The following is a 13,870-nucleotide window of genomic DNA, read 5'->3' as shown; positions in this document are numbered from 1 at the left end:
AGATTCTTACCTTGTCATATCTATTGAAATCAAGAATCTAGCTGGAACCGCGATCGTAAGAATGATTTACTCGCGCAGCGACCAAAACGAGAAACTTCAGTTCAACTTATATAATGTAGGGAAAATCATGCTTTAACAAACCATTTCGCAGGTTAGCGGGGTGTCTATCGCACGCCTTCCATGGTAATATCGACAGGCGATAAAAGAAAGCGCTTAAATGACAGTTGCGGTACAATAGGGATAGACAACAACAAGGCAGCAGGGAAAAGAGGGATGGGGTTGTTCCGATCACTGGATAAGAAGATGAAAATCATATTATTATCAGTCATTCTATTGTATGTCGTATTGTCCAGTATCCTTGTATTCCGAACGATCGAGAACAGAAGCTCGGAAATGCAGCGCCAGCTTTCCCTTCAATATACGGGCCAGCAGCACAAAAACGCCCAACTGTTCATGAAGTGGATGGAGGAAATGGCTAGCCTGGTTACGAACAATACGGTTGTCCATGAATCCTTGTCGAGCAGCGATTACGATAATACGATCCCGCCTATTTTGGACGGGATGATTTCATCGAACCTCTATATTTTGGACATGGTTCTATACGGCAATAGCGGAAGCGTCTACGCATCAAGCAACGTCTCTGCGATCCGTCCGTTCCATGAAATCAAGCAGGTAACCGAATATGCGAAGTTTCTGGGCTCTGACCTGACCTCGGAGTGGATGATTCAGTCGCCAAGCTCTCTTGTTTACAAAAATTCCGATCCGCGCAGAAGGCTTGTTTATACGGCCAAAATTATAGATAAGCATGGGCTAAGCGTGGGTTTGCTGCTGATGACCGTGGATCTGAAAAAAATGAACAGCTTTTATCATACGGATGATCCCGAGCTTTATGGAGGGTATCCGACGTTTATCTTGACGCATGACCAGTCGGTTGTCGACGCTAATGGATTGCAGCAGGAGCCGGATCAGTGGATGGAGGGGAGCCTGCATGAGACGCTGCCCGATCAGGAAATGACCATTAATCGGACGGACCAGGGGATCGTGCTGCTGTACCGCTTGTATCACTCGGAGGATCGGATGGGCATTCTCATATCGGGGGAGCCCATCAAAAGCGAACTCCGATTGCTAAGAAATACGCTAATCGGAGTCGGCATTTTCATATTGGCTTTGTTTTTTGTCTTAATCCAGCGGTTATCCCGGAGCATACTTGCGCCGTTAAAGGATTTGTACAAAAAAATGCGCAGGCATCACGAGATATAATCCGCACGCAAGCGAATTCGGATCAGGGCCGTTGTGCCTTTGCCGGGTTCGCTTGTAATGCTTAAACCCGATTCTGCGCCATATTCGAGCTTAATGCGCTCGTCCACGTTTCTTAGGCCATACCCGCTTTGAAATAAGATGTTTTTGTCCGTGCTTTGAACGTTGGCATGGCTCTTAAAGCCAACCCCGTCATCCTTGACTTCAAAATAAAGATAAGCCTCGTCCCGCCAGCTTTTTACCTCGACCAGACCTTTTCCCTGCTTCTCGCTCATGCCGTGCTTGATGGCATTTTCCACCAGTGGCTGAAGAATCAGCTTTAGAATCCGAATTTTCCGCAGCGGCTCCGGGATATCGTAGGTCACGTCATATTTGTCCGGAAAGCGCATCAGCTCCACGGTCACGAAGCTTTGCACGAGCCGGATTTCCTCCTCGATAGGGATATGCTTATCCCCTTTATGAAGGCTGATTCGGAAAAACGTCGCCAAAGCGGAAATCATGCGCTCGATCTCCGGCTGCTTCTTCAGTCTTGCCGTCCACGTAATTGCATCCAGCGTGTTGTACAGGAAGTGAGGATTGATTTGCGATTGCAGCGCAGTGAGCTCCATAACCCGCTGCTTCTCCTTCTCCTCGTTGTTCTCATGAATGAGGTTATTGATCCGGTCGATCATTGAGTAATAGCTGTTTTCCAGCTCGCTGATTTCGTCGCTCGGTTTTTTTCGGTCATTCATCAGCTGCAGGCCTGATTTGCCGATGTTGCTCAGCTTTCTTGTCAAATTAAATACGGGCTCCGTAATTTTGGATGCCAGGTAGAAGGATAGAATGAACAGGCCGATGAACGCCAGCAAGGCGAAAAACAGCGCATTTCGGTTTCCTTCATTAATAGCACCGAATAACTGCGGGCGTGACACGACGGAAACCAGTTTCCAGCTTACGCCGAATCGGTTGAGGCGCTCGCTCAGCGGATAAGTGCTTAGCACATAATTATCGTGGCCGGAGGATACGTTGCGATAACCCGCCTTGTCGGCGGGATGAAACGCGTCGGATTCCAGAAGGGTGTTGCCGACGACACGTTTATCCGGATGCGAGATGACCTCGTTATTCGCCGAGGCGATATAGGAATAGCCCATGCCTTCAAAGGCAGGCTTATACAAATTAAACAGCGAGGATTCTCGCACGTAAACCAAAATGATGCCAATGCTTTGCCCGGTATTGAAATTGCGGTATTTTTGCCCGAACACAATATAGGCTTTCCCTTCGGCGTCATGCTTCACCTTGCCAACGACGGGCAGCGTCGATTGCTCGATATTGGAAATGAGCAAATCATCAGGGTCCTCGAAAATTTCCGTATCCGCGACGTAACGGTAGCGGGTGCCTTCGCTCGTAATGATGACAACATCGCCAATCAGCTCGTTTTTGGCGACGATGCCTTCCATGAGCGAGCGAACCTTTGTTTTCTTCTCGTCCTCCGCCAGCGAAGCATCGCCAATGATCCGATAGATATCGGTATTAACCAGGAAACGAAGCGAGAGCATTTGGATGTCATCCACGATCAGCTCCAGGCTCAGGCCGATTTCCTTCTGGATATTGCCGATATGGTTGTACAGATTGTTTTTGAGATAGGTGTGCGCGTAAATGTTGAACACGCCCAGCATGAGCGTCAGGTGCAGAGCTAATCCGGCAACGATGACGAATACGATTCGGGTTCGAATCTTAAATTTTCGCAAAATAGAGGACGACTTGTCGCTGCGATCCTGCTTATTGATGATGTTTGGCATATTCGCTCGGCGACATTCCGGTCATTTTGCGGAAAATTTGGCTGAAATATTTGGAATCCCCGAACCCAACCTGCAAGCCTACCTCATACACACGGTAAGAGGAATAGCGCAGCAGCCGCTTGGCTTCATCAATGCGGTATTCCGTCAGGCATTCATAGAAGGTTTTGTTGAGATCCTTCCGGAACAAATGCATGAGATGGGTGGAGCTGACATGTACTTTGTCAGCGACCATATCGGCTGTGATGTTATCGGCATAATGAAGCCGGATATAGGCGAGCGCGTCCCGCACCTCGCGTCGGGAACCCGAACGCTCGTCCTCCGACTCGAACAGCACGCCGCCAAGACCCGAGATAGACTTGCGAGCAGCCTCGCGCGATTTGACAAAGGCCGCATGAATGCCTGCATACCGGTCACACGCTTCCGCAAAACCTACCGTTACCCGGAAGCCAGCCGTCTCCTCGGCCGCTTTGATGACAGCGTAACCAAAAGAATACATGACGGCTACAAAATCGGCGAGCGGCTGATGGGTTGTAGCAATCAAGGTCCATTCGGTCGTTGCGCTTCTTATCATGGAGATGGCCGAAATAGTATACTCTTGCAGGTAATGCTTGAGTCGCTCCTCGATGGAGGTCCATTTGGCCTTGTCATCGTAATCCTGGGCGGTGACCGAGTCCGGCACAATAGAGACGACCGCAACGATCAGCTTGTTTTCCGGCGGTATCGCAATGTGGAGCCAATCGTACTTCTCTTGAATCAAGGCGGGGTCGGCGAGCCGGCCAAAGAATAAGTCCAGCCAAAATTGCGAGGAGATCGCATTTTCTTCTTGCTTATATTTTTGAAACTGCATACTGCTCGTTTTTTTCTCCAACGTTTGACGGCCGATCTGCTGAACGGTTTCCGCCAATTCCTCAATATTAACCGGCTTGAGCAGATAGCTCGCCGCCCCGTGGCGCAGCGCCTCCTGCGCATATTGAAATTCATCGTATCCGCTGAGCACGATTACGCCGCACTGCAGGTTATGTTCTTTAATTTTCTCCAAAAACTCCAAGCCGTTCATATACGGCATACGTACGTCTGTAACAATGACATCAGGCTGGTGGAGCAGAGCGAGCTCAAGTCCTTCCAAGCCGTTGCTGGCGTCCCCAACAATCTCTACGCCGTATTCGGCCCATTCGATGGTCTCGCGAATGCCGGTCCTAACCAGGTATTCGTCATCGACGATAAGCGCTTTCAACATGGTGTCCGACTCCCCCATAACCTATTGTTGTCGATCCTATTCATTATAGTATAACGGGTGCCATCCGTCAGCGCGATGGAAGGTTCCGACAGAATACTCCACTCTTTCGCAGGATAGCAACCTACTTGCGCCTCTTTGGCCTATGCTACCATGAGCAAGAGAAATGATTCTAATGAAAACGGGGTGGAAGCAGCGTGTTGGAATGCCCGAAGGCAATCGTCCAGCATCTGGACGCGCTCATTCAAAACGGGATAACCGATAGTTATTCCTTGGCACTTTATTACGAAGGCAATACGTACGAGGCCCATAAGGGCAGCGTTCGTTCATCTACAGGCGCGGCTATTGCCGTGCAGCCGAATACTCCCTTTAATATAGGCTCGGTTACCAAAATCATTACCGCTTCGCTAGTGGTCAAGCTGGCAGAGAAAGGGCAGCTATCACTGGATGACAAGGTGTCAGCCTTTATTCCGGCCTATCGGTATCCGCATACGATCCGGCAACTGATGCTTCATACCGCGGGCTTTGCTCCGCCGGAGGGTCTCTCTTGGCCGGTTCCTGAGCAGCTGGAGCCATTTAAAGCAAAAATCTATAACCATCCCGCGACGACAGCTGCCGACCAGCGAGCGGAGTACTATACGCAGGGCTACACGGTTCTGATGGAGATTGCAGAGGAAGCCAGCGGAATGAGTCTGGAGCAGCTTGGCCATAAGTATCTTTTTCAGCCGCTTGGCATGACAGACACCACCTTTGAGATCAGCGGCTGGACACCGGGTACGTATACGCTGCCTTATGACGGCATAAACGCGGGTCCCGTTAAGGAACTGGAGGGGTTGGCAGTTACCGGCGATAGCGGGCTGTATTCCACTGCTTCGGATCTGCTCCGCTTTGCTGTCATGCTGATCTCGGGCGGTCAGTACGGGGAGAAGCAGGTCTTTTCTCCGGCTGCCGCAAGGCTAATGAATTCGGAGGTATCGCAAGGACGCTTCAACAAGACGCCGACCATGTGGGTGAAGGGGGAGCAGGACCTCTATGGCTGCTTTGGCGACCTGCTGTCGCCTTTCGCTATGGGCCATCCTGGATTTAGCGGATGCATGCTGGTGCTTGACCCGTCGATTTCATTCGCCGGAGTGCTGGTTACAGCCAGTCAAAAGCTTCATGCCGATTGGTCAAACTACCGCAGGCTTTGGAATATAGCGATTGGCAGCTTGTCAGAACATAAATAAGCGTAGCGAAGGAGCATTTTACATGCATGAAATTAGACTCGAATCATTGAACTGGAAGGTGAAGGGCTTCTGGCCGTGGGTTCCGATTAAGGGAACGAGCATGGAGCTGGGGCAGGAGCTGATGGGGGTGACCGATTGGCTGCCTGCCACCGTCCCCGGCGGCGTCCATTATGACTTGTACCGTGCGGGCTTGATTACACATCCGTACACAGATTTGAATAGCACGCACTGTGAGTGGGTCGAGAACCGTTGGTGGATGTATAAAACAACCATTGAACGGCCGAATGATCGGGGCGAACGCGTCGAGCTTGTGTTCAAGGGGCTGGATTACGAAGCGGCCATCTATGCCAATCAAGTACTGCTCGGGGAGCATAAAGGCATGTTTCACGAGGCGGTTTATGACATGACTGAGCTGCTGAAGCAGAACGAGCGCGTGGAGCTGTCAGTGCTGCTTCGGCATGCGCCGGACGAAATGGCGCAAATCGGGAAAACGTCAGAGACGTTTACGCAGAAAAGCCGCTTTAACTACAAATGGGATTTCTCGACGCGCCTAGTCAATATTGGCATATGGGATGAAGTCGTTCTCCGTGTTCAGCAAGCCCACAGCTTGGGCGAGGTTTATTTGCATACGGATATTGAGGGTCTGAATTCCGGTTCTGCCAAGGAAGCAGTGGGCATTATTGGGCTGAAGGCGAGCGTGTTGGAACGCGCAGCCGCCGAAGGGGAAGGTGAACATCTGCTCGTCAGTGTTAGCTGCTTCGATCCAGAAGGCCGACTTGTCGCAAGCCAATCTGCAAGCCGCCTTGAGGGTGGTCAGGCAGAGGTTGAGCTGCGGATTGGCGAGCCTGAGCTTTGGTATCCCAACGGCTATGGAAGCCAGCCGCTCTATCAGGTGAAGGTCGTCTTGCACACGGCAGACGGTACGGAATATGACGAGAAAACGTACAAAACGGGACTTCGCAAGCTTAGCTATGCCCAGAACGACGAAAGTCCGGATGACGCTCTGCCGTATACGGTTGTTATCAACAACAAGCGGATCTATATTCGCGGCGTCAATATGACTCCGCTCGATCATCTGTACGGGAATGTTACGGACGAGCAATACGGCTGGATGGTTCGGCTTATGCGGCAGGGCAATATGAATATGGTGCGTATCTGGGGCGGAGGCGTCATTGAAAAAACAGCCTTCTACGAGCTTTGCGACGCAAACGGCATTATGGTCTGGCAGGAGTTTATTCAGTCGAGCTCCGGCGTAGACAATATACCGTCCAAGCGGCCGGAGTTTCTGGCTTTGCTGGAGCAGACAGCGAGAGCGGCGCTGGCGGATCGGCGAAACCATGTGTCGCTGACCGTCTGGAGCGGCGGCAATGAGCTGATGAGCGCGCCCAACAAGCCTTCGAATGATAGCGATGAGAACCTTGCAATGCTGAAGGAGCTGGTAAGGCAGCTAGATCCTCACAGACTGTTTCTTCCAACCTCGGCATCCGGGCCCGTCGAATATATTACCGATGAGAAAGGTCTCGGGCATGATGTGCACGGCCATTGGAAATATATGAACAATCCGGAGCATTACCGCTTGTACGGCGAGAACGACAATTTATTTCATAGCGAGTTTGGCGTCGACGGCGTGAGCAGAGTGAAGAGCCTACGTAAGTTTTTGAGCGAGACGCACAGGACGCCCGTCTCCATGCAGGACAGCATGGTATGGCGTCATCATGGGGAATGGTGGGATACGCTCTCGCGTGACGAAGCCTTATTTGGAACGATGGAGAATTTGGCTATCTTCTCCGAAAGCAGCCAATGGGTGCAGGCAGAAGGTCTGCGCTTTATTCTAGAGGCCAACCGGCGCCGTAAGTTCAGGAACAGCGGCAGCATTATCTGGCAGTTAAATGAGCCTTGGCCGAATGTTTCCTGCACGAATCTTATTGACTATTTTGGCGAAACAAAAATGGCTTATTATTGGGCAAAGCAGGCATTTGCTCCCGTGCATGTTTCTCTGGATTATCGAAAGCTTAATGCGGTAGCTGGCGAAGCTGTTCAATCGGATATCTATGTTCATGCCCATCAGGCCGGCTTAAGCGTAGAAGTGACTGCCCAGGTACTTGATTCCACTGGCGCTGTTCATCATCAAGCCGAGCTTATTGGCGTAACGGCAGAAGATACCGCGCTATGCGTGGGACAGCTGAAATTCAGTGCTCCTTCAACGGCTAATGGTTTGCTTTTTATACGGTTGACTTACCGTTCGGAGCTTGGCAGCGGGCAAAGCCATCCCTACGTGTTCTCGGCAAGCGAGGGGCCGCTTTATCAGGCTGCGCTTTCGCTGAACCAGGCCAAGCTAGCGGTGGATTTATTGCAGGAATGGCAGCCTTCAGCGCAGGAAGGCATGCTGGAGAATGAAGCGAGCATTACAAATACCGGAGAGGAAGTTGCGCTTCATGTTCATCTGGAGGAGCAAACGAACGGCTTCTGGCTGGAAAGCGATGACCAATACTTCACGCTGTTTCCGGGCGAGACGAGAAAGGTAGCGATCCGATGCTTGGAGAAAGCCGGCGGCGGGTTTTTGAAGGAAGATACGGCTGTAGGCGCTTCTTCGGCCGTGCGTCCCGTGCTGCTGCTCCGTTCATTCCCTAACCTTGTGTTTCCTGTTTCGTAATTCGAATCGTTGTTTATGCGATCTGACCGTGAGGTGAAATGAGCCTTTGCGAAAAAAGCAGCCGATGGCTGCTTCGCAGAGGTTTTTTTCATGCCATGACAAACCATTTCGCAGGGTTGAAGGATGTTGCTCTGAGCAGGGAAGCGTTATCATTTTAAATAAATACATCAACAGGAAAGGATACCAACATGAGCGCAAACGCAGGTACACCCACGCCCACGTACACACCCAAACAGAAGAAAACGACGTTCTTACTGTATTGGATGAAGGAATGGTCCTCGTGGCTTCTTATTATTCCAACGCTGCTATTTTTCTTCTTTTTCTCATGGCAGCCTTTATTGTCCGGGATCTGGTTGTCCTTTTTTAAGACGAAGGGCTTTAAAGCAGAATCCTTTATCGGATTCCAAAACTATATCGATGTCATTACCAACTCGGTATTCCAGCAAACCTTGATTAATACGTTTATGTACGTTTTTTGGTCCCTTGTCATCGGATTTGTCATCCCTATTTTTGTTGCGGTGATGATTAACGAAATGAGGCATTGGAGCTCTTTCTTCCGGTTTGCTTCTTTCTTTCCGAGCATGATTCCGGGAATTGCAGCATCCTTGCTGTGGATGTTCCTCTTTGAACCGAGCGAGAATGGCTTGGTCAATAAAATCATTGGCTTCATCGGCATCCATCCGCAGGGGTGGCTCCAAGATCCGAACATGACGATCATTACGATCGTATTGACGATTACTTGGAGAAGCTTCGGAGCAACTACGCTGCTGTTCCTAGCGAGCTTGCAAGGCGTCAACAATGAGCTGTATGAAGCCGCTTCGATTGATGGAGCGGGCATTTGGCGCAAATTTTGGAACATTACGCTTCCGCAGATTGCCCCACTTATCGGTTTAACATTAATTTTGCAAGTAAGCGGCGTATTCCAAATTTTCAACGAACCGCTCGTGCTGACAGAAGGCGGACCGAACAACGCATCGATGACCTTGCAGCTGCAAAGCTATTTCTATGCGTTCCGTTACTTTGAAGCAGGGCACTCGGTAGCACTCGGAGTGATTACGTTTATAATTTTGATGGTGATGACCGTGTATTATTTCAAATTACAGAAAAAATGGGACATGTAGCAAGGAGTGAGCACATGAAAGCGGCTAAAACATCAGGCATTATCGGAGATTTGGAATATAAGCTACCGCGGGTTAAACTTATTTATTGGCTGTTCTTTACGATTATGATCATTATTTCACTCGTTTGCATATTGCCACCGGTATGGGTCATTCTGTCCAGCTTCAAGGATGTGAAAGAGTTCTATGAAATTCCGCCGACGATTATTCCGCGGACCTTCCATATCGAGAAGCTGTGGGAAACGTGGAACGAGTTCAAGTTTATGCGTTATTATATCAATACCTTCTATGTGACGATCGGTACGCTTGCGTTTACCGTGTTCTTTAACGGCTTGGCGGGTTACTTCTTCTCCAAGCTGAAGCCTAAGGGAAGCGCATTTTTCTTCCTGTTGATTTTGTGGACGGTTCTCTTGCCGAGCACAGTCGGCATTGTTCCGCTGTTCGGAAACATCGTAGACTTTCCGTTGTTCCATATTAATTTTACGAATACGTATTGGCCTTTATGGTTTTTGGCCGCGGTTAATCCGGTCGTTATCCTTATTTTCAAAAACTTTTTCGATACGATTCCGGCCTCGCTGGTCGAATCTGCGCATATCGACGGCGCGACGAAGCTTGGCATCTTCCTGCGCATTATTTTGCCGCTCAGCATTCCGGTGCTGATTACGATCTCGATTTTGACGATTAATGGGGTATGGAATGATTTCTTCTGGCCTTATATGATCTTGAAGGATCAATCGCAATGGACCGTAATCGTCGCCATCTATAACCTGAAAGCCACGCTGCCCGCGGATATCCAGTTCATTGGACTGACGTATGCGATCGTGCCTCCGGTGCTGTTGTTCCTAGTATTCCAGCGCTATATTATGCAAGGGTATTCGATTGCGGGAAGCATCAAAGGCTAAGGAATAGCGCAGTATATTAAACCGTTTCGCAGAATTGTGCCCTACTGAATGCAATCACGAGTGTGATAGCATTTAGTTGCCGGCAAAAAGAAAGCGCTTCAAGAATTTCATAATCATCATTCCAAATCGAAAGCTGGGGGATTACCAATGAATTTGAAAAAAAGAAACACTTGGCAGCTTGCCTGCATGATGTTGTGCGTGCTTGCTCTTGTTATTTCAGGCTGCGGCAAAAACAGCAATAACAATGTGGAGCCGACCGCAACGAACAGTGGCGGAACGAACACAGCGACCGAAGAGCCAGCTGGCGATAAGCCTACGACCATAAAAGTCAGCAACTGGCCGAAGCCTAACGAAGAAGCTCAGGTAGCGATGTATGAAGAATACCTTAACAAGATGAAAGAGAAATATCCATTCATTACGGTGGATAAAGACGAGTGGGGCTACGATGTAAGCTCGTTCCTGCCGAAAGCGGCAAGCGGTGAGCTTCCTACCGTGTATGAGACGTTCTTTACTGAAGCGGACAAAATTATCAAGGCGAACTACGCCGCTGATATTACGGATATCATGACCAAAAACGAGTTTGATAAGTCGATTAACCCTGAGCTGCTTAAGCTCGTCCAAAAAGACGGCAAATATTACGGCATTCCAAAAGACGGCTACGTTATGGGCTTGATGTACAACGTGAACCTGTTTAAGCAAGCGGGCCTTCTGGATGATCAAGGCGTGCCGAAGTTCCCGAAAACCTACGAGGAGCTTGCGGTAACGGCTCAAACGATTAAAGAGAAAACAGGCAAGTCCGGCTTCTTCTTCCCGACGAAAAACAACCAAGGCGGCTGGATGTTCATGAACATCGCCTGGGCTTACGGCGCGGAATTTGAAGAGCAGGTTGATGGCAAGTGGAAAGCTGTGTTCAACACGCCGGAAGCGGCTGCTGCTCTCCAATACGTGAAGGACCTGAAATGGAAATACGATGTGCTGCCAGCGAATAATCTTGTTGATGTAGGCACGGATTTGTTCCAAATGTTCGGAACGGAGCAAGTAGCGATGAGCTTCGGTATTTCGGACTGGGGCAACGCAATCGTTCAAAACCTGAAGATGCCTAAGGATAACCTGGCGATGTCGGCGCTTCCGACAGGACCAAAAGGAAACGCGACGCTGCTTGGCGGAGGACTTTACATGTTCGCACCTGATGCGACGCCTGACCAATTGGATTCCGCATTCAAATGGCTGGATGTGAGAGGCTTCTCACCGCAAACATCAGAAGAAGCACTGAATGGGCTAGAAACACAATCCAAAACGGCTAATGAGCAAAACCTAATTGTAGGTCCGCATGGCCTTCGCGTATGGGTGAACGAGGAGCGTATCAATGCTGAGCAAGCGATTCTCGACAAATACACTAACGTAAACATGGCGATGTTCGATGACTACATGAATAATGGTTCCGCAGGCTTGCGCCCGGAGGTACCAGTCAATGCGCAAGAGCTTTACAAAACGCTGGACGTTGTTATCCAAGCGGTACTAACGAACAAAAACGCTGATCCGGCTCAATTGCTGGAGAAAGCAGCGGCTGACTTCCAGAAGGATTACCTGGATAAAGTGCAATAAGTTTTGCTGCAAATGAAATGAAGGTTGGACTAGGATCAAAAGCGGCTGTCCTGAAAGTAGGTGTTCGATGCTGAAGGGCAGCCTTTTCTTTAACAAGATCGCTCTTTCCTTATTGAAAAAGGTCTAGCAGGGGGACGCCACGTCCCTAGTCACCTTTTGGTGACTTTTTATTTTTATGTATGGTTTCTTATCCGATAAGAGCATTCCTGACTGGAATTTCTAACTGGACTGAGTTAACTTCTGGGCTAACTCCATGCTCAATAAGGTCATTTGTATCCCGCCTAACGTGACTTTCTTCGAAACTAACTAATTAAGTGGGGTAGGTCTACTTTTTAGACCTATTTCGAGTAAAGTAGCCAGTTTGGGAGAAATAGATCTATTTTTTAGATCTAAATGGCTCTGGAGTGGCGTTTTAGCGGCAATTTGGTAGGTAAAGGCTGGGATAGATCTAGTTTTTAGACCTATTATGAGAAATGCAGCTAGTTTGGGAGAAATAGGTCTACTTTTTAGATCTAAATGGCTCTGGAATGGCGTTTTAGCGGCAACTGGGTGGGTAGAGACTAAGATAGATCTAGTTTTTAGACCTATTTCGAGCAAAGCAGCCAGTTTGGGAGAAATAGGTCTACTTTTTAGATCTAATTGGCTCTGGAGTGGCGTTTTAGCGGCAATTGGGTGGGTTAAGGCTGGGATAGATCTATTTTTTAGACCTATTTCGAGCAAAGCAGCTAGTTTGGGAGAAATAGGTCTACTTTTTAGATCTAAATGGTTCTGGAGTGGCGTTTTAGCGGCAATTGGGTGGGTTAAGGCTGGGATAGATCTAGTTTTTAGACCTATTATGAGAAATGTAGCTAGTTTGGGAGAAATAGGTCTACTTTTTAGATCTAAATGGCTCTGGGGCAGCATTATGGAGGCATTTTGGTTGGGGTACGCTTGGGAAGGAGGATGGACATGAGGAAGTGGCAGGATGAGGCAACGGTTAAGCATAAAGAGCAGCGTCGGCGTGGGAAAAGAAAGCTGGCCTTGTTTATTTTCATATTGATAGCGCTTACGGCGAGTCTGCTATTATCTGGAGCAATGCAGAAGAAAACGGGCACGGCCGCTGATTTCATTGTCGTGAATGGCCAGCGTGTTTCGGCAGCCGAATTTGGTTTATATCTGGATATGAGCAAAGCGCTCGTGGCTGATCATTTCAAGCAAGTTTACGCCGCTGATTACAGCGACCGCTTTTGGACAGACTCCTTCTCCGGCGAAACGCCGCTTCGAATGCTGGTGGAGGAAGCGAGGTCCAGGCTGATTAAGGCCAAAGTACTGCAGCAGTTAGCCGAGAAGGTTGGAATTGCTGCGGATACAAGCTATGAGTCACTCCTTAGCGGGATGGAAGCCGAGAACGCCAGGCGAAGAAATGCCGTTGCAGCGGGTGAAGTCGTTTATGGCACAACATCCTTTGAGCTGGCGTCTTACTTCAGCTATTACATGAGCAATCTCGAAATCGCCACAACTGAAGCGCTGCAAAAGAGCGGCAGCCTCTCCATTTCGGAGGAGCAAATCAAGCGCGAATATGAAGCGAACAAGCAAGCTAAATATACGCAAGCGGGGGAAATCAAGCTTAAATGGGCAGCACTTTCTTACGGAGAAGGCACACCGCTTACCGACAAGAACGAGGCGCTTGGCATAATGCAGAAGTTGAGGGATAAAGCTGCCGATCCGGCCGCTTTTGACGAAGCCGCCAGCGGCCTGGGCATCGAAGTGCTGGACGCGAGCGTCACGAAGGCCACCCGCCGAACCGCTGCGTTAGAGAATCCTGCTGTGCTGCAAAGCGCAGAGAAGCTGCAAACCGGTCAGCTTGGCGATATTTTCGAAGAAAATGATGCGCTTCATCTCCTCTATTGCATCTCACGGGGGGATAATTTGATACTGCCCTATGAAGAAGCAAAGGACGCCATCGCAAGCCAATTGCGATCGGATCAATTTAAGCAAACGGTAGAGCAGGCGCAGGAAGAGGCAGTCGTGGTGTGGAACGGCAAGTCTGCAGAAAAAGCGGCCCTCGCTTGGCTAGGCCAGTAGAAGCGCAGCTTCGCAGCTTGAGGAAAGCGCTTC

At 49.4% G+C, this 13,870-nt stretch carries 9 protein-coding genes; 7 read left to right on the top strand and 2 right to left on the bottom strand.

The genetic code is table 11. The annotated features are described in order from the left end of the window. Nucleotides 1-279: 279 nt before the first annotated feature. Complete coding sequence (locus FJQ58_RS04940) at nucleotides 280-1,260, top strand: cache domain-containing protein (protein WP_139991322.1); 981 nt, start codon at nucleotides 280-282, stop codon at nucleotides 1,258-1,260. On the opposite strand, the gene FJQ58_RS04935 is transcribed toward FJQ58_RS04940, so the two are convergent. Next, a complete protein-coding gene (locus FJQ58_RS04935) occupies nucleotides 1,248-3,035 on the bottom strand; it encodes a sensor histidine kinase (RefSeq protein ID WP_139991321.1) in 1,788 nt (595 codons plus the stop codon). The genes FJQ58_RS04940 and FJQ58_RS04935 overlap by 13 nt on opposite strands. Further along, nucleotides 3,016-4,272: a response regulator transcription factor gene (locus tag FJQ58_RS04930; RefSeq protein ID WP_162341316.1), complete on the bottom strand. Its 1,257-nt coding sequence runs from the start codon at nucleotides 4,270-4,272 to the stop codon at nucleotides 3,016-3,018. The genes FJQ58_RS04935 and FJQ58_RS04930 overlap by 20 nt, the downstream gene beginning before the upstream one ends. Nucleotides 4,273-4,466: 194 nt before the next feature. On the opposite strand from FJQ58_RS04930, the gene FJQ58_RS04925 reads away from it, so the two are divergent. From FJQ58_RS04925 to FJQ58_RS04900, 6 genes are all read left to right on the top strand, one after another. After that, on the top strand, nucleotides 4,467-5,495 hold the full coding sequence (locus FJQ58_RS04925) for a serine hydrolase domain-containing protein (protein WP_139991319.1): 1,029 nt from the start codon (nucleotides 4,467-4,469) through the stop codon (nucleotides 5,493-5,495). A 22-nt stretch (nucleotides 5,496-5,517) separates the two neighbouring features. Beyond that, complete coding sequence (locus tag FJQ58_RS04920; protein WP_139991318.1) at nucleotides 5,518-8,148, top strand: glycoside hydrolase family 2 protein; 2,631 nt, start codon at nucleotides 5,518-5,520, stop codon at nucleotides 8,146-8,148. Nucleotides 8,149-8,336: 188 nt separating this feature from the next. Further along, complete coding sequence (locus tag FJQ58_RS04915) at nucleotides 8,337-9,269, top strand: carbohydrate ABC transporter permease (RefSeq protein ID WP_202915213.1); 933 nt, start codon at nucleotides 8,337-8,339, stop codon at nucleotides 9,267-9,269. A gap of 14 nt (nucleotides 9,270-9,283) precedes the next feature. Continuing rightward, nucleotides 9,284-10,168, top strand: a complete 885-nt coding sequence (locus FJQ58_RS04910; protein ID WP_162341314.1) for a carbohydrate ABC transporter permease — start codon at nucleotides 9,284-9,286, stop codon at nucleotides 10,166-10,168. A gap of 147 nt (nucleotides 10,169-10,315) precedes the next feature. Then, nucleotides 10,316-11,773: an ABC transporter substrate-binding protein gene (locus FJQ58_RS04905; RefSeq protein ID WP_139991316.1), complete on the top strand. Its 1,458-nt coding sequence runs from the start codon at nucleotides 10,316-10,318 to the stop codon at nucleotides 11,771-11,773. A 948-nt stretch (nucleotides 11,774-12,721) separates the two neighbouring features. Further along, entirely contained in the window at nucleotides 12,722-13,837 is a 1,116-nt protein-coding gene (locus tag FJQ58_RS04900) for a peptidylprolyl isomerase (RefSeq protein WP_162341312.1), read from the top strand. Nucleotides 13,838-13,870 lie beyond the last annotated feature (33 nt).

Source organism: Paenibacillus paridis (assembly GCF_006345825.1).
Taxonomy (GTDB): domain Bacteria; phylum Bacillota; class Bacilli; order Paenibacillales; family Paenibacillaceae; genus Pristimantibacillus; species Pristimantibacillus paridis.
This window is presented reverse-complemented; position numbering and strand designations above follow the sequence as displayed.

What these genes read in the sequence shown, in the direction of transcription:
- FJQ58_RS04930 (WP_162341316.1), bottom strand. Translation starts at nt 4,272, where the DNA reads ATGTTGAAAGCGCTTATCGTCGATGACGAATACCTGGTTAGGACCGGC.
- FJQ58_RS04900 (WP_162341312.1), top strand. Translation starts at nt 12,722, where the DNA reads ATGAGGAAGTGGCAGGATGAGGCAACGGTTAAGCATAAAGAGCAGCGT.
- FJQ58_RS04905 (WP_139991316.1), top strand. Translation starts at nt 10,316, where the DNA reads ATGAATTTGAAAAAAAGAAACACTTGGCAGCTTGCCTGCATGATGTTG.
- FJQ58_RS04910 (WP_162341314.1), top strand. Translation starts at nt 9,284, where the DNA reads ATGAAAGCGGCTAAAACATCAGGCATTATCGGAGATTTGGAATATAAG.
- FJQ58_RS04920 (WP_139991318.1), top strand. Translation starts at nt 5,518, where the DNA reads ATGCATGAAATTAGACTCGAATCATTGAACTGGAAGGTGAAGGGCTTC.
- FJQ58_RS04935 (WP_139991321.1), bottom strand. Translation starts at nt 3,035, where the DNA reads ATGCCAAACATCATCAATAAGCAGGATCGCAGCGACAAGTCGTCCTCT.
- FJQ58_RS04915 (WP_202915213.1), top strand. Translation starts at nt 8,337, where the DNA reads ATGAGCGCAAACGCAGGTACACCCACGCCCACGTACACACCCAAACAG.